The 16426-nt window shown below is 76.6% G+C and carries 16 protein-coding genes; 11 read left to right on the forward strand and 5 right to left on the reverse strand.

What is annotated here, in order from left to right; all coding sequences use genetic code 11:
• Window positions 1-147: 147 nt before the first annotated feature.
• A complete protein-coding gene (locus ACI79L_RS05270) occupies window positions 148-2880 on the reverse strand; it encodes a SpoIIE family protein phosphatase (protein WP_456935764.1) in 2733 nt (910 codons plus the stop codon).
• A 164-nt stretch (window positions 2881-3044) separates the two neighbouring features.
• On the opposite strand from ACI79L_RS05270, the gene ACI79L_RS05275 reads away from it, so the two are divergent.
• The 4 genes from ACI79L_RS05275 (at window position 3045) to ACI79L_RS05290 (ending at window position 6343) form a co-directional block, all read left to right on the forward strand.
• On the forward strand, window positions 3045-4139 hold the full coding sequence (locus ACI79L_RS05275) for an EAL domain-containing protein (RefSeq protein WP_456935765.1): 1095 nt from the start codon (window positions 3045-3047) through the stop codon (window positions 4137-4139).
• Between the two features lie 37 nt (window positions 4140-4176).
• Window positions 4177-4350 carry a DUF1059 domain-containing protein gene (locus ACI79L_RS05280; RefSeq protein ID WP_456935766.1) on the forward strand — a complete coding sequence of 58 codons (174 nt, stop codon included), beginning with the start codon at window positions 4177-4179 and terminating at the stop codon, window positions 4348-4350.
• A 334-nt stretch (window positions 4351-4684) separates the two neighbouring features.
• Window positions 4685-4969 carry an HU family DNA-binding protein gene (locus ACI79L_RS05285; RefSeq protein WP_456930347.1) on the forward strand — a complete coding sequence of 95 codons (285 nt, stop codon included), beginning with the start codon at window positions 4685-4687 and terminating at the stop codon, window positions 4967-4969.
• Between the two features lie 117 nt (window positions 4970-5086).
• The gene (locus ACI79L_RS05290; protein ID WP_456935767.1) at window positions 5087-6343 is read left to right on the forward strand and encodes a serine hydrolase domain-containing protein; all 1257 of its coding nucleotides are present in this window, start codon (window positions 5087-5089) and stop codon (window positions 6341-6343) included.
• A gap of 57 nt (window positions 6344-6400) precedes the next feature.
• Here ACI79L_RS05290 and ACI79L_RS05295 read toward each other — a convergent pair whose 3' ends face one another.
• A complete protein-coding gene (locus ACI79L_RS05295) occupies window positions 6401-6862 on the reverse strand; it encodes a MaoC family dehydratase (protein ID WP_456935768.1) in 462 nt (153 codons plus the stop codon).
• 86 nt (window positions 6863-6948) lie between these two features.
• Between ACI79L_RS05295 and folP the strand changes: the two genes are divergently transcribed.
• The 4 genes from folP to ACI79L_RS05315 all read left to right on the forward strand — a co-directional run bounded on the left by folP (window position 6949) and on the right by ACI79L_RS05315 (window position 10742).
• A complete protein-coding gene (folP, locus tag ACI79L_RS05300; protein ID WP_456935769.1) occupies window positions 6949-7809 on the forward strand; it encodes a dihydropteroate synthase in 861 nt (286 codons plus the stop codon).
• Between the two features lie 210 nt (window positions 7810-8019).
• Entirely contained in the window at window positions 8020-8598 is a 579-nt protein-coding gene (locus ACI79L_RS05305) for a universal stress protein (protein WP_456935770.1), read from the forward strand.
• A 42-nt stretch (window positions 8599-8640) separates the two neighbouring features.
• Window positions 8641-9063: a PaaI family thioesterase gene (locus ACI79L_RS05310; RefSeq protein WP_456935771.1), complete on the forward strand. Its 423-nt coding sequence runs from the start codon at window positions 8641-8643 to the stop codon at window positions 9061-9063.
• Between the two features lie 80 nt (window positions 9064-9143).
• The gene (locus ACI79L_RS05315; protein WP_456935772.1) at window positions 9144-10742 is read left to right on the forward strand and encodes an AMP-binding protein; all 1599 of its coding nucleotides are present in this window, start codon (window positions 9144-9146) and stop codon (window positions 10740-10742) included.
• 58 nt (window positions 10743-10800) lie between these two features.
• On the opposite strand, the gene ACI79L_RS05320 is transcribed toward ACI79L_RS05315, so the two are convergent.
• Window positions 10801-11517 carry a hypothetical protein gene (locus ACI79L_RS05320; RefSeq protein ID WP_456935773.1) on the reverse strand — a complete coding sequence of 239 codons (717 nt, stop codon included), beginning with the start codon at window positions 11515-11517 and terminating at the stop codon, window positions 10801-10803.
• A gap of 68 nt (window positions 11518-11585) precedes the next feature.
• The gene (locus ACI79L_RS05325) at window positions 11586-12551 is read right to left on the reverse strand and encodes an AraC family transcriptional regulator (RefSeq protein ID WP_456935774.1); all 966 of its coding nucleotides are present in this window, start codon (window positions 12549-12551) and stop codon (window positions 11586-11588) included.
• Between the two features lie 154 nt (window positions 12552-12705).
• Here ACI79L_RS05325 and ACI79L_RS05330 point away from each other — a divergent pair, with 154 nt between their 5' ends.
• Together ACI79L_RS05330 and ACI79L_RS05335 are read left to right on the forward strand one after the other, a co-directional pair.
• Window positions 12706-13383: an NAD(P)-dependent oxidoreductase gene (locus ACI79L_RS05330; RefSeq protein ID WP_456935775.1), complete on the forward strand. Its 678-nt coding sequence runs from the start codon at window positions 12706-12708 to the stop codon at window positions 13381-13383.
• Window positions 13384-13435: 52 nt separating this feature from the next.
• The gene (locus tag ACI79L_RS05335) at window positions 13436-14428 is read left to right on the forward strand and encodes an NAD(P)H-quinone oxidoreductase (protein WP_456935776.1); all 993 of its coding nucleotides are present in this window, start codon (window positions 13436-13438) and stop codon (window positions 14426-14428) included.
• Window positions 14429-14432: 4 nt separating this feature from the next.
• On the opposite strand, the gene ACI79L_RS05340 is transcribed toward ACI79L_RS05335, so the two are convergent.
• Entirely contained in the window at window positions 14433-15662 is a 1230-nt protein-coding gene (locus ACI79L_RS05340) for a cysteine desulfurase-like protein (protein WP_456935777.1), read from the reverse strand.
• Between the two features lie 99 nt (window positions 15663-15761).
• Between ACI79L_RS05340 and ACI79L_RS05345 the strand changes: the two genes are divergently transcribed.
• Complete coding sequence (locus ACI79L_RS05345; protein WP_456935778.1) at window positions 15762-16301, forward strand: bacterial proteasome activator family protein; 540 nt, start codon at window positions 15762-15764, stop codon at window positions 16299-16301.
• Window positions 16302-16426: the final 125 nt, after the last annotated feature.

A 16426-nucleotide genomic window follows, 5' to 3' on the forward strand; every position in this document is an offset into this window, starting at 1 on the left:
GGGCTCAGCTCAGGTCGGGGACGGCACGTGGCCGCGGTGCGACCGACGAGCGGGGCCCGGAGGGTCCCCGAGAAGGGACGCGACCGCAGGGCTCAGCTCAGGTCGGGGACGGCACGTGGCCGCGGTGCGGTCCGGAGGACCGCGATGTCATCGCTCGACGCGGATGGCGAGCAGCGCGACGTCGTCCTCGGCGCCGGGCAGGACCATCCGCCCGAGCAGCCGGTCGCACAGCTCCGCGAGCGGGAGGTCGCCGAACTCGCCCAGCGCGGCGGTGAGGGCGGCGGTGCCGGCGTCGAGGTCGCGGTCCCGCCGCTCGACCAGCCCGTCGGTGTAGAGCAGCACCGTGCTGCCCACGGGCAGCTCGCAGTCGTGGTCGGCGCGCGCACGGCGCGGGTCGACGCCGAGCAGCAGGTCCGCGGTCCCCTCGTCCAGCACGCGCACGCCGCCGCCGGGCAGGACGAGGACCGGCGGGGGGTGCCCGGCGCTGGACCAGCGCAGCCGTGCGCCGCCGCCGTCGGTGCGCTCCAGCCGGGCGAGGACCGCGGTGGCCATCGTCCCGAGCGCCAGCCCGGCCGCGGCGCGGTCGAGCCCGGCGAGCACCTCGGCCGGTGAGCCCCCGCCGGCGTAGCCGATGCCGCGCAGCAGCCCGCGCAGCTGGCCCATCGCCGCGGCGGCGTGCCGGTCGTGCCCGACGACGTCGCCGATCGCGAGCACCACCGCGCCGCCGGCCTCGACGAACGCGTCGTACCAGTCGCCGCCGATGTCCGCGCCCTCCGACGCCGGCACGTACCGGACGACGATCTCGCAGCCCTCGGGCCGGGGCGGCGCGGTGAGCATGCTGTGCTGCAGGGCGTCGGCGAGGTCCCGCTGCTGCTCGTAGAGGCGGGCCGCCTGCAGGGCCAGCCCCGCCCGGCGGCCGACCTCGATCGCGGTCTCGACCTCACCCGGCGTGTGCGGCCCGCGCGCGGCGTCGTTGGCGGTGCCCAGGGCGCCGATGACCCGCCCCCGCGCCACCAGCGGCACGATCAGCGCCGAGCCGGGCGCCAGCCGCAGCAGCGTCTCCTGGTCGGCCGGGTCCGGCAGCGACCGGGCGATCCGGGCGGCGTCCAGCTCCGGGACCACGAGCGGGCGGCCGGTGCGCGTGACCACCCGAGCGGCGTGCTCGTCGCTCATCCCGTGGATCATCGCGTGCACGTAGGCGGCGACGTCGTCGCGGCGGGCCGGGTCGCGGTGCGCCCAGGCCACCTCGTGCAGCCGGCCCTGCTCCTCGGTGACGACGATCCAGCACCAGTCCGCGAGCGCCGGCACGACGAGGTCGGCCAGCTGCTCCAGCTGCTCGCCGATGTCGAGGCTGCCCGAGAGCACCCGGCCGGCGTCGGCCAGCAGCTGCAGCCGCTGGTTGGCCTCGGCCATGGCGTGGACGGCCTCGGCGCGCTCGGCCTGGGACCGCAGCCGGGAGACGCTCAGCGCGATCTGCGCGGTCAGCGCGTCGAGCAGCTCGACGTCGTCGTCGGCGAAGACGTGCTCGGTGTCCCAGAGGACGACGAAGCTGCCCAGCAGCCGGCCCTCGACCCGCAGCGGCAGCGCGGCGAGCGCGCGCAGGCCGAGCGCGGCGCCGACCTCGGCCATCTGCGGGAACCGGGCCACGGCCTCGTCGAGGTCGGCGAAGACCAGCCGCTCGCCGTGCCGGGCGGCGTACTGGGTGGGCAGCGTGTCGTCGAGCTCGATCACGAGGGCCTCGGCCGGCAGCTCCACGTCGGCCTCCGCGGCGGCGCTGGCCACGGTGTCGGCCAGGTCGCGGGCGAGGTGCAGCCGCAGCGCGCCGTCGCCGTCGAAGGCGGCCAGCGCGCTGGAGGACGCCCCGAGCACCCGGGCGCCCCGCAGCGCGATCTCGGCCAGCTGCGACAGCGCGGTCGCGTTGGCCAGCTCCGCGGCGACCTCGGCGACGGCGGCGGCCCGCTGCACCGCCGCCATCCGGCGGGTGGCCTGCTCGCGGGCCTCGGTGGCGTCGAGGACGGTGCCGAGGACCCGCGCCCGCTCGCCGCGGGAGTCGCGCACCACGCGGCCGCGGGACACCGTCCACCGCACGCTGCCGTCGGCGTGCAGGGCGCGGGCCTCGACGGCGTACTCGCCGGCGCCGGCCAGCGCCTGGGCCATGGCCGTCCGCACCGCGGCGTGGTCGTCGGGGTGGATCCGCTCGGCGAGCATCCGGTCGACGTCGAGGATGTCCAGGGGCCCCTCGAGGCCGTGCACCGCCGCGCAGCGCTCGTCCCAGTGCAGCGCCCCGGTGCGCAGGTCGTACTCCCAGATGCCGATCTCGCTGGCCTCGAGGGCGACCTCCAGCCGGGTGCGGGACACGCCGATGGCGGAGCGGGCCGCCGAGAGCTCCAGCTCGGCCACCACCGCGGCGGCCAGGTGCTCCAGCAGCGCGACGTCGTCGGGCTCCCAGGTGCGCGGCCCGGGGTGGTAGACGGCGAGCGCGCCGACGACGAAGCCGGACGCGGACAGCAGCGGCGTGCCCAGGTAGGCCACGACCTCGCCGGAGGTGACGGCGGGCAGGGCGGCCAGCACGCGGTCGGCCCGCGCGTCGGACACCGCCAGCGCCCGTCCCTCGCGCACGACGCGCTCGGAGAACGCGCCGGTGAGCAGCGCCCGCCCGCCGACCACGCCGGGCGGCAGGCCGTGCCCGCCGATCACGGTGTCCCGCTCGATGAACAGGGTGACCTTCGCGTGGCCGACGTCGAGCAGCCGCGCGGCCAGCCCGGACAGCCGGTCGTAGGCGGCGGGACCGGGCACCTCGAGGAGCAGGCGGCGGGCGGCGGCGACGCGGTGCGGGTCCTGCAGGACGTCGTCGGGCGCCGACGGCAGGGGGACGGTCACGGCCCTCCTGTCCTCACGCGACCGGACGGCCGCAGCCGTCCATGGTGCCACGGGAGGCGGCCGGACGGACGGCGCCGTCCGGGTGGCGTCCGCGGTCCCCCGCCCGGGTGAGGGCCGTCGCCGGAGGGGTCGGGCGGACGGCGTCCGCGGCCGACCCCTACGGCATGACGGGGATGCTGACGCGGCGGCTGCCCGACTGCCGCCCCCTGCTCGCCGACCCCGACGACCTCACGCTGGTCTTCCAGCCGATCGTCGACCTCGCGCGGGCCCGCGTGGCCGGGTACGAGGCGCTGTCCCGCTTCCCGGGCACCGCCGGCCCGGACGTGTGGTTCGCCGCGGCCGCCGACGCCGGGATCGCCGCCGAGCTCGAGGCGCTGGCCCTGCACAAGGCCCTGGCCGCCGTCCCGGACCTGCCCGCGGACACCTTCCTCACCGTCAACGTCGGCCCGCACCTGCTCGGCACGGCGCCGGTGCAGGAGGCGCTGGCCACCCGCCCGGACCTGCACCGCGTCGTCGTCGAGCTGACCGAGCACGCGCCGGTCGACGACCTGGGCGCGCTGCGGGTCCAGGTCGCCGCGCTGCGGGCGCGGGGCGCGCTGGTCGCCCTCGACGACACCGGCTCGGGCTGGTCGGGCCTGCAGCAGCTGGCCGCCCTGAGGCCCCAGCTGGTCAAGCTCGACCGCTCCCTGGTCGCCGGTGCCGACACCGACCCGGTGCGCATGGCGCTGGCCGAGATGGTCGGCGAGTTCGCCGGCCGGATCGACGCCTGGCTCCTCGCCGAGGGCATCGAGACCCGCGGCGAGCTGGCCGCCTTCTGCCGGCTCGGCGTGCCGCTGGCGCAGGGGTGGCTGCTCGGCCGTCCCGCGCCCGGGTTCGCGCCGCTGGACCCGGACGTCGTCGCGCTGGTCCGCGGCTGCGCCGCCCGCGCCCGGACGGCGTCCACCGTCGCGAGCCTGCTGCGGCCGGTGCGCCAGTGCGAGGTCACCGAGGCCTTCCCCGGTGTCCCGCCGGTCGTCCTCGTGGGCCCGCAGGGCGAGCCGCTGGCCCTGCGGCTGACCGATCCGCGCACCGGGCAGGCGCACACCGCCCCGGTGTCGCTGCGCGCCAAGCCGACCGACGACGTCACCGCCACCCTGCAGCGGGCGCTGACCCGCTCGCCGGCCCAGCGCTTCGACCCCGTGGTCTGCACCGACGCCGCCGGCGCCGTGGTGGGCCTGCTGCGCGTCGAGGACCTGGCGTCGGCGGCCGCCGCCCGCTGACCGACCGCACCGCCCACCCCACGAGAGGAACCGCCCGGTGAAGACCTTCAGCTGCGGGGACGTCGTCCCCGGCTGCACCGCCTCGTTCACCGCCGCCGACGACGCCGGGATCCTCGGCCAGGTCGCCGGGCACGCCGCGGCCCACCACGGGCTGGCCGAGGTCGGCCCGGAGCTGGTGGCGGCCGTCTGCGCGCGCATCCGCGCCGCCTGACCCTCGTCGGCGGTCCGGCCGGACACGTCGCCGCCCGGGCACGGGTCGCTGACGGTCCGGGGCGGTCCCGGGGAACTGCGGCACACCGCTCACGCTGTGTCGCGGGGGGTCCACCCGCCCCCGGGACGGGTGGGACCGGCGGGTCCGTAGGGTCGTGATCAGGCCCGTGCACTGGTCAGATGCCCCGTCGGCGTGTCACGGTGCCCCGGGCCGGCCCCCCGACGGGGACCGGTCCGTCCCGGGCACCCGCCCGGGGCCGCCGCCGCGGACCCGCGGTCGGCGCCCACCCGGCGGCCGCCGAACCGCGCGGTCGCGACGTCCTGAGAGGAACCCCGTGAACAAGGCCGAACTCGTCTCCGCCATCGCCAAGCGCGCCGACGTCCCCAGCTCCACCGTCGACGCGGTGCTCAGCGGCCTGCAGGAGGAGCTCGTCGAGGCGATCACCCGCGGCGAGAAGGTGGCCGTCTCCGGCCTGCTCACCGTCGAGCGGACCCAGCGCTCCGCGCGCACCGGCCGCAACCCGCAGACCGGTGAGTCCATCGAGATCCCCGCGGCCAACACCGTGAAGGTGACCGCCGGCTCGAACCTCAAGAAGGCCGCGAGCAACGTGCCGGTCTGATCCGCCGGGACCCCCGCCGGGGCGGCGCCTGCCCCCTGTGACCTCGCCCACGTCCCGTGGGTCAGGATGCGCAGGCAGGCGCCGCCCGAGGGCGACGGTGCCGGGACGGAGGAGCACGTGGCGAGCGGACTGACCCTGGAGACCGACCCGGCCGAGGTGGGCCTCGACGCCGGCCGGCTGGAGCGCCTGGACAGGCGGCTGGCCCGCTGGGTCGACGACGGGCAGCTGCCCGGCTTCCTGGTCACGGTGTCGCGGCACGGCCGGCTCGCCCACGTCGGGCGGTACGGCTCCCGCCACGTCGAGAACGGCCTGCCGGTCGAGGAGGACACCCGCTGGCGGATCTTCTCCATGACCAAGCCGGTCACCTCGGTCGCGGCGATGATGCTGTACGAGGAGGGGGCCTTCGAGCTCACCGACCCGATCGCCAGGTGGCTGCCGGAGTTCGCCGGGACCCGCGTCTACGTCGCCGGGTCGGCGCAGAAGCCGGTCACCCAGCCGCAGGTCGAGCCGATCCGCGTCCGGCACCTGCTGACGCACACCTCCGGGCTCACCTACGGCTTCCACCACGCCCACCCGGTCGACGCCATGTACCGCGCGATGGGCCACGAGTGGGGCACCCCGCCCGGCGTCGACTCGGCCGAGGCGTGCCGCCAGTGGGCGTCGGTGCCGCTGGTCTTCCAGCCCGGGTCGGAGTGGAACTACGGCGTCTCCACCGACGTGCTCGGCCGGCTCGTGGAGGTCGTCTCCGGGCAGACCCTCGACGTCTTCTTCGAGGAGCGCGTCTTCCGCCCGCTGGGCATGACCGACACCTCCTTCGGCCTGCGCCAGGACGACGACGTCGCCTCGCTGGCCCGCCTCTACGCCGCGGTCCCCGGGCAGCCCGGCGGCCCGGCCACCGCGTTCGCACCGATCGACGCCATGGGCGAGGCGGCGCACCGGAAGCCCACGTTCCTGTCCGGCGGCGGCGGGCTGGTCTCCACCGCGGGTGACTACCTGCGGTTCTGCGAGATGCTGCGCCGCGGCGGCTCCTTCGACGGCGGGCGGCTGCTCGGCCCGCGGACGCTGGCGCACATGGTCCGCAACCACCTGCCCGGCGACCAGGACCTGGAGACCTTCGGCCGGCCGCTGTTCGCCGAGACGCCACTGCGCGGGGTCGGCTTCGGGCTGGGCTTCTCGATGGTGCTGGACCCGGCACGCTACGGCGGCGTCGCGAGCGTCGGCGACTACAGCTGGGGCGGGGCGGCGTCGACGGCGTTCTACGTCGACCCGGTCGAGGACGTCGTCGTCAGCTTCTACACGCAGCTGCTGCCCTCGAGCACGCTGCCCATCCGGGCCTACCTGCGGGCCCTGGTCAACCAGTCGATCGTGAACTGAGGTCGGGCACCTCCGCGGACGTGCACGGTGCACGTCCGCGGAGGTGCACCGCCCGGCCTACAGGTAGCGGCGGTAGACGACGGTCGCGACCATCGCCGGCTTGGACGCGCCCTCGACCTCGACGGTGACGTCCATGTTCATCGCGATGCCGCCCTCGAACGGCGTCGCCGAGGCCAGCGTCGCGCCCGCCCGCACCCGGCTGCCCACCGGCACCGGCGAGGGGAAGCGCACCTTCTCGGTGCCGTAGTTGACGCCCATGCGGAAGCCGGTGATCTCCACGATCTGCGGCACCAGCGAGGGGATGAGCGACAGCGTCAGGTAGCCGTGCGCGATCGGCCCGCCGAAGGGGCTCTCCCTCTTCGCCCGCTCGGGGTCGACGTGGATCCACTGGTGGTCGCCGGTCGCGTCGGCGAACTGGTTCACCTGCTCCTGGGTGACCTCGACCCAGTCGCTGTAGCCCAGGTGCTGGCCGACGAGCCCCTGCACACCCTCGACGCCGTCCACGGTGGTCTGCGCCATCGCCTGTCCTCCTGTGTCCCTCGGTCCGGACCGCCGGTGGTCTGGTTGGCTGACTCCACCACATCGGCCGGGACGGAGGCGACGGGGTGCTGCGACTGGGCCGGCGGGACGTGCCCGACGGCGGGCTGGTGGTCATGGCGATCGTCAACCGCACGCCGGACTCCTTCTACGACCGCGGGGCGACCTACGAGCTCGCCGCCGCCGTCGAGCGGGTGGACCGGGTGGTGGCCGAGGGCGCGGACATGGTCGACGTCGGCGGGGTGAAGGCCGCCCCCGGCGCGGAGGTCTCCCCCGCCGAGGAGATCCGCCGCACCGTGGACCTGGTCGCCGCCATCCGCGCCGCCCACCCGGACCTGCCGATCTCGATCGACACCTGGCGGGCCGAGGTGGCCCGGGAGGTGCTCGCCGCGGGGGCGGACGTCGTCAACGACGCGTGGGGCGGCGTCGACCCCGAGCTGGCGGGGGTCGCGGCCGAGGCGGACGCGGGCATCGTGTGCACGCACGCCGGCGGCCTGCCGCCGCGGACCCGGCCGCACCGGGTGCGGTACGACGACGTGGTGGCCGACGTCGTCGCCCGGACGACGGCGCTGGCCGAGGCCGCGGTCGCCGCCGGCGTGGACCGCGAGCGGGTGCTGGTCGACCCCGGCCACGACTTCGGCAAGAACACCCGGCACTCGCTGGAGGCCACCCGCCGGCTCGGCGAGCTGGTGGCCACCGGCTGGCCGGTGCTGGTGGCGCTGTCGAACAAGGACTTCGTCGGGGAGACCCTCGACGTCCCGCTCGACCAGCGGCTGACCGGCACGCTCGCGGCGACGGCGGTCAGCGCGTGGCTGGGCGCCCGCGTGTTCCGCGCCCACGACGTCGCCGCGACCCGCCAGACGCTGGACATGGTGGCCTCCATCCGCGGCGACCGTCCGCCGGCGCGGACCACCCGCGGCCTGGCCTGAGCCGGCCGGGCGCCGTCCGCCGTCCACCGCCCGTCCTCACCGCGCGGTGCCCGACCTCACCCCGCAGCGCGAGGCCGGGCACCACACCGTGGGGACGGCGGCCCCCGACGGGCGCGACGGAGACCCCTTCCGCCGCGCGGCCGGACGGATCATGCTCGGGTCGCCCGCCGGGGCGCCGGGTCCCGCGGGGACGGTGCCGGGGAGGCCGTCATGACCGAGCAGGCCGCAGGCGTCGAGGAGTCCCGGGCCCACGGGCCGCGGGTGGTGGTGGGCGTCGACGGGTCGGCGGGGGCGCGGGCCGCGCTGCGGTTCGCCCTCGACGACGCCGTCCGCCGGGACGTGCCCGTCGAGGCGGTCACCGTGTACCGCCCGCCCGAGGCGTGGATGGACTTCGACGTGGTCGGCGACGTCCACTACGACCGGGCCGAGGCGGCGGCGGTGGAGCGGGCCGAGAGGTTCGTCGAGGAGGTGCTCCGCGAGGTCCCGGGGCCGCACCCGGTGATCCACGTGACGGCCGTCCTCGGCTCGGCGGCCGAGGGGCTGGTCCGGGAGTCGGAGGGCGCGGACCTGCTGGTGGTCGGCAGCCGGGGGCACGGCGGGTTCTCCAGCGTGCTGCTCGGCTCGACGGGCCTGCAGTGCGTGCTGCACGCGCCGTGCCCGGTCACCGTCGTCCACTCGGCCGAGGCCCACCGCGAGCGACTGCACCTGCGTCGCCGCACCGACGGCGAGCGGGTCCGCACCCACCGCCGCCGCTTCCGCCGGTCGCGGGCCGACTCCACCGCCTCCTGACGCGGCCGGGTCCCCCGCTCGGGCGGCGCTACGGTCGCGGCCATGGCCGCTCCCGGGTTCCTCACCGCCGACGAGCTCAACACCCTGCTGCCGGGCACCCTGCCCGGGCTGATCGGGCTGGCGGTCACCGCGCACGAGCCGGGCCGGCTCGAGGCCGCCCTCGACGTGCGCCCGGAGCTGCTCGCGCCCAACGGCTACCTGCACGCGGCCACCGTCGTCGCGCTGGCCGACACCGCCTGCGGCCTGGCCACCCGCGCGCTGCTGCCGGACGGGTCGGCCGGGTTCACGACCATCGAGCTGAAGAGCAACTTCCTCGGCACGCTCCGCGAGGGCCGGCTGCGCACGGTCGCGACGAACGTGCACGCCGGCCGGACGACGCAGGTGTGGGACGCCGTCGTCGCCTCCGACGCCGGGAAGACCCTCGCGCTGTTCCGGTGCACCCAGTCGGTGCTCTGGCCGAGGTGACCGGCGAGTAACCCGCGTGTCGCGCGACACACCCCGGGTGTGAGACTGGCGCCACTACGCACGCCTAGAGGAGGAGCACCGTGGCTCTGGCCAGTCGTTACCCCGACGTCGAGATCCCCGACCAGTCGGTACCCGAGTTCGTCCTCGCCGGCGGGGCCTCGCGTCCCGACGCGCCCGCGCTCGTCGACGGTCTGACCGGCGACTCGATCAGCCACGGCCAGCTGGCCACCTACGTCGACCGGGTCGCCGCCGCGCTCGCCGCCCGCGGGCTGCGCAAGGGCGACGTCGTCGCCGTCCTGTGCCCCAACACCATGTGGTACCCGGTCGTCTTCCACGGCATCGCCCGCGCCGGCCTGGTGATGAGCCCGATCAACTCGCTCTACACCGCCCACGAGGTCGCCTACCAGCTCAAGGACTCCGGCGCGAAGGTGCTCGTCACCGTCTCGCCGTTCCTCGACCGGGCGCTGGAGGCCACCGAGCAGACGCCGGTCGACGAGGTCATCGTCATGGACGGCGCCGAGGGCCACGCCTCGCTGCTGGACCTCATCACCAGCGACGCCCCCTCGGTCGAGGTGGACATCGACCCGGCGGACGACCTGGTCACGCTGCCCTACTCCAGCGGCACCACCGGCCTGCCCAAGGGCGTCATGCTCACCCACCGCAACCTGGTGGCCAACGTCAGCCAGTCCCGCCCGCTGGTGGAGCTCGTGGAGGGCGACGAGCGGATCATCGCCGTCCTGCCGTTCTTCCACATCTACGGGCTGACCGTGCTCATGAACCAGGGCCTGCAGTGGGGCGGCACCGTGGTCACCCTGCCGCGGTTCGACCTCGAGCAGTTCCTGCGCACGATCCAGGACCAGCGGATCACCCGCGCGTTCGTCGCGCCGCCCATCGTGCTGGCCCTGGCCAAGCACCCGATGGTCGACCAGTTCGACCTGTCCTCGCTGCGCAGCATCACCTCCGGCGCCGCACCGCTGGACGAGGCGCTGGCCCAGGCCGCCCAGGACCGGCTGCGCAAGGGCGCCGCCGACGGCGTCGTCGTCGCGCAGGGCTACGGCATGACCGAGCTGTCGCCGGTCTCGCACACCACCCCGGACGCCACCCGGCTGCCCGAGGGCGTCACCGAGGTGCCCAAGGGCTCGGTCGGCCTGGCGCTGCCCAACACCGAGTGCCGCCTGGTCGACCCGGAGACCGGCACCGACGCCGCCCCCGGCGAGCGCGGGGAGCTGTGGGTCCGCGGCCCGCAGGTCATGAAGGGCTACCTCAACAACCCGACGGCGACCGCCGACACCCTCGACGACGAGGGCTGGCTGCACACCGGCGACGTCGCCATCGTCGACGAGAACGGCTGCTACACCGTCGTCGACCGGGTCAAGGAGCTGATCAAGTACAAGGGCTACCAGGTGGCCCCGGCCGAGCTCGAGGCCGTGCTGCTCAGCAACCCGGCGATCGCCGACGCCGCCGTCATCGGCGTCAAGGACGAGGAGAGCGGCGAGGAGCTGCCCAAGGCGTTCGTCGTCAAGGCGCCCGGCGCGGAGATCTCCGAGCAGGACGTCATGGACTACGCCGGCAGCCGGCTCGCCCCGCACAAGAAGATCCGTGCGGTGGAGTTCATCGAGCAGGTGCCCAAGTCCGCGGCCGGCAAGATCCTGCGCAAGGACCTCAAGGCCCGCGCCTGACGGTCACGCGACGGCCGGGTTCCCCTCCGGGGGAGCCCGGCCGTCGCCGTTCCCGGGGTCACCAGGGCGTGCCGAGGACGGCGTCACGGGTGCGCGCGTGGCGCGCGCCGGCGAACCGCAGGACCAGCCGGGCCGGGCGGGACGCGGTCTCGAGCACCGTCACCCGCTCGGCGGGGTGGCAGGCATCCAGCAGCCACGGCAGCGTGAACAGCGCCTGGGCGGCCGGCAGGCCCCGGCGGGCGGACCGCTCGGCGCGGCGGCGCTCGGCGGCGGACACGTGCTCGTCGACCAGCGGGAGCACGCCGGCCTCCTCGGCGTCCAGCCGGGCGGCGACCAGGTCGGCGAGGGCGGTCAGCGCGACGGCCAGGGCGGGGGCGCCGGCGCTGGCGTTCCGCGCGAACAGCGGCAGCGCCAGGACGGCCCGCGTGAGCGCCTCGTCGAGGGCGGCGTCGCCACCGGGGCGGCGCAGGTCCGGGCCCCCGCCCGGCAGCACGACGCGGGACACCGCGGCCTCCAGCCGCCGGCGCAGCACCGCGTGCGCCCGGACCTCGGCCAGCACGCCGCTCGTCCAGCGGACCAGCTCGCGCTGCCGCTCGGGGCAGCAGGACTCGTCGAAGGCGATGCCGGTCAGCGCCTCGGCCACGACCCGGGTGCCCGAGCGCAGCGCCCGGTGCAGCAGCGCGTGGTCGCCCAGGGAGCGGACCGAGCCGCGGCGGGCGGGCGCGCGGCGGACGGGGGCGGGGGACGTCGTCGTCGGGGTGCTCGTCGTGGTCATGGTGGGGACGGTGCCGCCCGGTCCCTGCAACGGGCTTGTGGCCTGCTTGGACGGCGCCGCCGGGCGTCTCAGGAGCGTCGCGCGGCCGCCGTCGGCGGGACGCCGACGATCCGCTTGTACGCGCGCGAGAACGCCGCCTCCGACTCGTAGCCCAGGTCCCCCGCCAGCTCGCCCACCCGCGCCCCCTGCCCCAGGGCGACCGTGGCCAGGTGCATGCGCCAGCGGGCCAGGTAGTGCATCACCGGCTCCCCGGCCAGCTCGGTGAACCGGGCGGCGAACGACGAGCGCGACATGCGGGCCTCCCGCGCCAGCCGGGTCAGCGTCCAGGCCGAGCCGGGCTCGCGGTGCAGCGACGCCACGGCCCGCCCCACCTGGGGGTCGCGGAGGGCCCGGAGCCACCCGGGACCCGTGGCCGCGGTGTCCAGCCACGCCCGGACGGCCTGGACGACCACGACGTCGGCCAGCCGGGTGATCACGGCCTCGGCGCCGGGCCGGTCCACCGCGGCCTCGTCGGCGAGGACCCGCAGGAGCAGCGGCAGCCAGCCGGCCCGGGCCGGGTCCGACCCGCCCACCACCAGGACCGGCGGGAGCAGGCCGAGCAGGTGGGCGGCGCCCGGGCGGTCGGGCTCGACCACCCCGCACACCATCGCCGCCGGGGACCCGCCGCCGTCCAGCCGCAGGACGGAGTAGTGGTCGCCCAGGTACCGCTGCGGCAGCAGGTCGGCCCGCCCCGCGACCGGCGACCCGTGGCCGCTGCGCAGCAGGTGGCCGCGGCCGTGCGGGACCAGCGCCAGGTCCCCGACGCCGAGCTCGTGCCGCTCGCCGTCGACCTCGAGCAGGCAGCTGCCCTGGGTGACGGCGTGGAAGCTCATGCACCCGGCGAGCGCGGGCATCTCCAGGCCCCACGGCGCGGTCGCCTCCGCCCGGCAGTAGAAGGTGCCGCGGATGCGGAGGTCGGCCAGCACGCCGCCGAGGGGGTCGACCGGCGCCCAGGGCCGGGCGGGGTCCCGGTCGGTCCCGGCGTCCGCGTGCACGGTCCCAGCCTGCTGACGCCCGCACCGGGCGTCCAGGCCCGCCGGACGAACGGGCACCGACCGCGGACGCGCGGTCATGGGCCCCGGCCGCCCCGGCCGCCAGTGTCGACGGCGACCGGCGACGGGCGCCGGTGGGACCGGGAGGAGCAGGGACGTGCGCGTTCTGGTGGTGGGTGCGACGGGTGGGTCCGGACGGGCGGCCGTGGAGGCGCTGGCCGGGCAGGGACACGAGGTGACCGCGTTCGCGCGGCGGGCGTCGGCCGCGTACGCGGGGCGTCCCGGCGTCCGGGCCGTGGACGGCGACGCGACGGCGCCGGGTGACGTCGGCCGGGCGGTCCGCGGGCAGGACGCCGTGGTGGTGACCCTGGGCATCAGCGAGTCCCCGCTGCGGGTGCGCCTGCGGGGCAGCCGCGGCACCCCGCTGGACGTCCGCTCGCGGGGGACGGCCGCGGTGGTCGCCGCGATGCGGGAGCACGGGGTGCCGCGGCTGGTCGTCCAGTCCTCCTACGGCGTCGGGGAGACGCGCGGGCGGCTGCCGCTGTCGGCCCGGCTGGTCTTCGCCCTGCTGCTGCGGCCGCAGATCGCCGACCACGAGCGGCAGGAGCGGGTCGTCCGGGACAGCGGCCTGGACTGGACGATCGTCCAGCCGGTGTACCTCACCGACGGCGACGAGCCGGCCGCGACCTCGCCGGCCGGGGACACCGAGGGGATGCACGTCTCCCGGCGGGCGCTGGGCGGGGTGCTCGCCGACCTCGTCGCCGGGGGCGGGGACGGGCGCTGCGTCACCGTCTCCGGCGCCACGGCGCCCGTGGCGCCCGTCCGGAGCGCCTGAGAGCCGGCTCGCGAGAGGTGGGGGGCGAGAGGGTCCTCCTAGGGTCGGGGGCATGCGTGCGGTGATCGCGAGTGGACCCGGCGGCCCCGAGGTGCTCGGCTGGGGTGAGGTCCCCGACCCGGTGGCCGGTCCCGGCGAGGTCGTCGTCGACGTCGCGGCCACCGCCGTCAACCGGGCCGACCTGCTGCAGCGGGCCGGCCACTACCCGCCGCCGCGGGGCGCCAGCGAGGTCCTCGGCCTGGAGTGCAGCGGGATCGTCAGCGAGGTCGGCGAGGGCGTGACCGGCTGGTCGGTGGGCGACGAGGTGTGCGCCCTGCTGGCCGGCGGCGGGTACGCCGAGCGGGTCGCCGTCCCGGCGGTGCAGCTGCTCCCCCGCCCCGCCGGCGTGGAGCTGGCCACCGCGGCCGCGCTGCCCGAGGTCACCTGCACCGTCTGGTCCAACGTCTTCCAGCTCGCCGGCCTGCGCCGGGGCGAGGCCTTCCTCGTGCACGGCGGGTCCAGCGGGATCGGCACGATGGCGATCCAGCTCGCCGTCCGGGCCGGTGCGCGGGTGTTCACCACCGCCGGCAGCGCGGCCAAGCTGGAGTTCTGCCGCGAGCTGGGCGCCGAGGTGCTGGTCAACTACCGGGACGAGGACTTCGTCGAGCGGGTGCGCGAGGAGACCGACGGCGCCGGCGTCGACGTCGTGCTGGACAACATGGGCGCGAAGTACCTGGCCCGCAACGTCGACGCGCTCGCCGTCGGCGGCCGGCTGGTGGTCATCGGCATGCAGGGCGGGACGAGGGCCGAGCTGGACATCGCGAAGCTGCTGGCCAAGCGGGCGTCGGTGGCGGCCACGGCGCTGCGCTCGCGGCCGCCGGCCGGCCCGGGCGGCAAGGCGGACATCGTCGCGGCGGTGCGGGCGGAGGTGTGGCCCGACGTCGAGCGCGGCGTGGTCCGGCCGATCGTCGACCGGCGGCTGCCGATGTCGCGGGCGGCCGAGGCGCACCGCGTCGTCGAGGCCAGCGAGCACATCGGCAAGGTGCTGCTGCTCCCCGACGCGTGAGCGCCTAGAGCAGCGCGCCGCGCAGCGCCGCCACCGAGTCGATCACGTAGCCGACCTCCTCGGCGGTGTTGTAGTGCACCAGCCCGAGCCGGACGGCGCCGCCGAGCTCGTTGACGCCGAGCGCGTCGAACAGCTCGCGGGCGTAGAAGTCGCCGTCCCACGCGCAGATGCCGCGGCGGGACAGCTCGGCGGCCACCTGCCGCGGGCGCATGCCGGGCACGGTGAACGACAGCGTCGGCGTCGTGTGCTCGGGGAAGCCGACCACCTGCACGTGCCGCATGGCCCGCAGCGCCTGGTCCAGCCAGTCGAACAGGCTGGTCTCGTACGCGGCGACGGCGGCCATGGACGCGCGCAGCCGGTCGCGGCGGCTGCCGGTGGCGTCGTCGCACAGGCCGGCGAGGTGGTCGACGGCGGCGGTGACCCCGGCGTAGAGCTCGAACGGCGGCGTGCCGGTCTCGAACCGGTCGGGGACGCGGTCGGGCGTGGGCAGCAGCCGGTCGGGGGCGAGCTCGGCGAGCAGGGCCGGGTCGGCCACCACCGCGCCCACGTGGGGACCGCACCAGGTGTAGGCCGACACGGCGAGGAAGTCCGCGCCCAGGGCGGCCTTGTCGAGGTACACGTGCGGCGCGGCCTGGACGGCGTCGACGAAGACCAGCGCCCCGACGGCGTGCGCGCGGGCGGCGATCGCGGCGACGTCGGGCCGCGTGCCGATGGCGTTGCTGGCCGCCGTCACCGCCACCAGGCGGGTGCGCGGGCTGATGAGGTCGTCGTACTGCCAGGCGGGCAGCTCACCGGTCTCGATGTCCACCTCGGCCCAGCGCACGACCGCGCCGACCTGCTCGGCCATCTGCACCCAGGGCCGGATGTTGGCGTCGTGGTCGAGGCGGCTGACCACCACCTCGTCGCCGTAGCGCCAGGTGCGCGACAGCGCGCGGGCGAACGCGTAGACGAGCGAGGTGGCGCTCGGGCCCAGGACGACGCCGGCGGGCACCCCGCCCACGAGGTCGGCGACCGCGGACCGCGCGCCGGCGACCAGCGCCTCGGTGCGCGCCGACGCCGGGAAGACCCCGCCCCGGTTGGCCACCGGCACCCGCATCGCCGAGGAGACGGCGTGCACGACGCTCTCCGGCATGAGCGTGCCCGCCGGGGCGTCGGTGTGCACGAAGCCGTCGGAGAGGCCGGGGAACAGGCCACGGACGCGCGCGACGTCCAGCCGTGGCTCCCCCGGGTGCATGCGGGCGACCCTAGTTGGGCGCTGCACCAGGACCGCCGCCGCACCCGGCACCCCGCCGCCCCGCGTTCACCCGGCGACGGCGAGGGGCAGGATGGAGGCATGACGGCACCGGGGAACGGCATGGAGCGTCCGCAGCAGGTCGTCGTCGTGGGTCCCGACGGACGGCCGGTCGGCGCGATGCCCGTGCCCACCGGCGGCCCGGACGGCGACGGCGACGGCGCGCCCACCGTCGGCGAGATGGTCGAGCAGCCCGCCAAGGTCATGCGGATCGGCACGATGATCAAGCAGCTGCTCGAGGAGGTCCGCGCCGCGCCCCTCGACGACGCCAGCCGGGCCCGGCTGCGGGACATCCACACCTCGTCGGTCCAGGAGCTGGAGCAGGGCCTGGCGCCCGAGCTGTCCGAGGAGCTGCGCCGGATCACCCAGCCCTTCGGCGAGGGCGAGACGCCGTCGGACGCCGAGCTGCGGATCGCGCAGGCCCAGCTCGTCGGCTGGCTGGAGGGCGTCTTCCAGGGCATCCAGACGGCGCTGTTCGCCCAGCAGATGGCCGCCCGGGCGCAGCTGGAGGAGATCCGGCGCGGGCGGGCGCTGCCCGGTGGCACCGCCGAGCAGCGCCCCGACGGGGGCCAGTACCTCTAGACGAGATCGCCCGTGCACTTCCGCGGAAGTGCACGGGACGACTCCGCGGACGTGCACAGCGGGGCGGGGGCGCGGCCGGGGGCGGGGGGGGGGCGGCGGGGGGGGGGGGTGGGGTGCGGGGGCGG

It is taken from the genome of Geodermatophilus sp. SYSU D00684, from assembly GCF_054050455.1.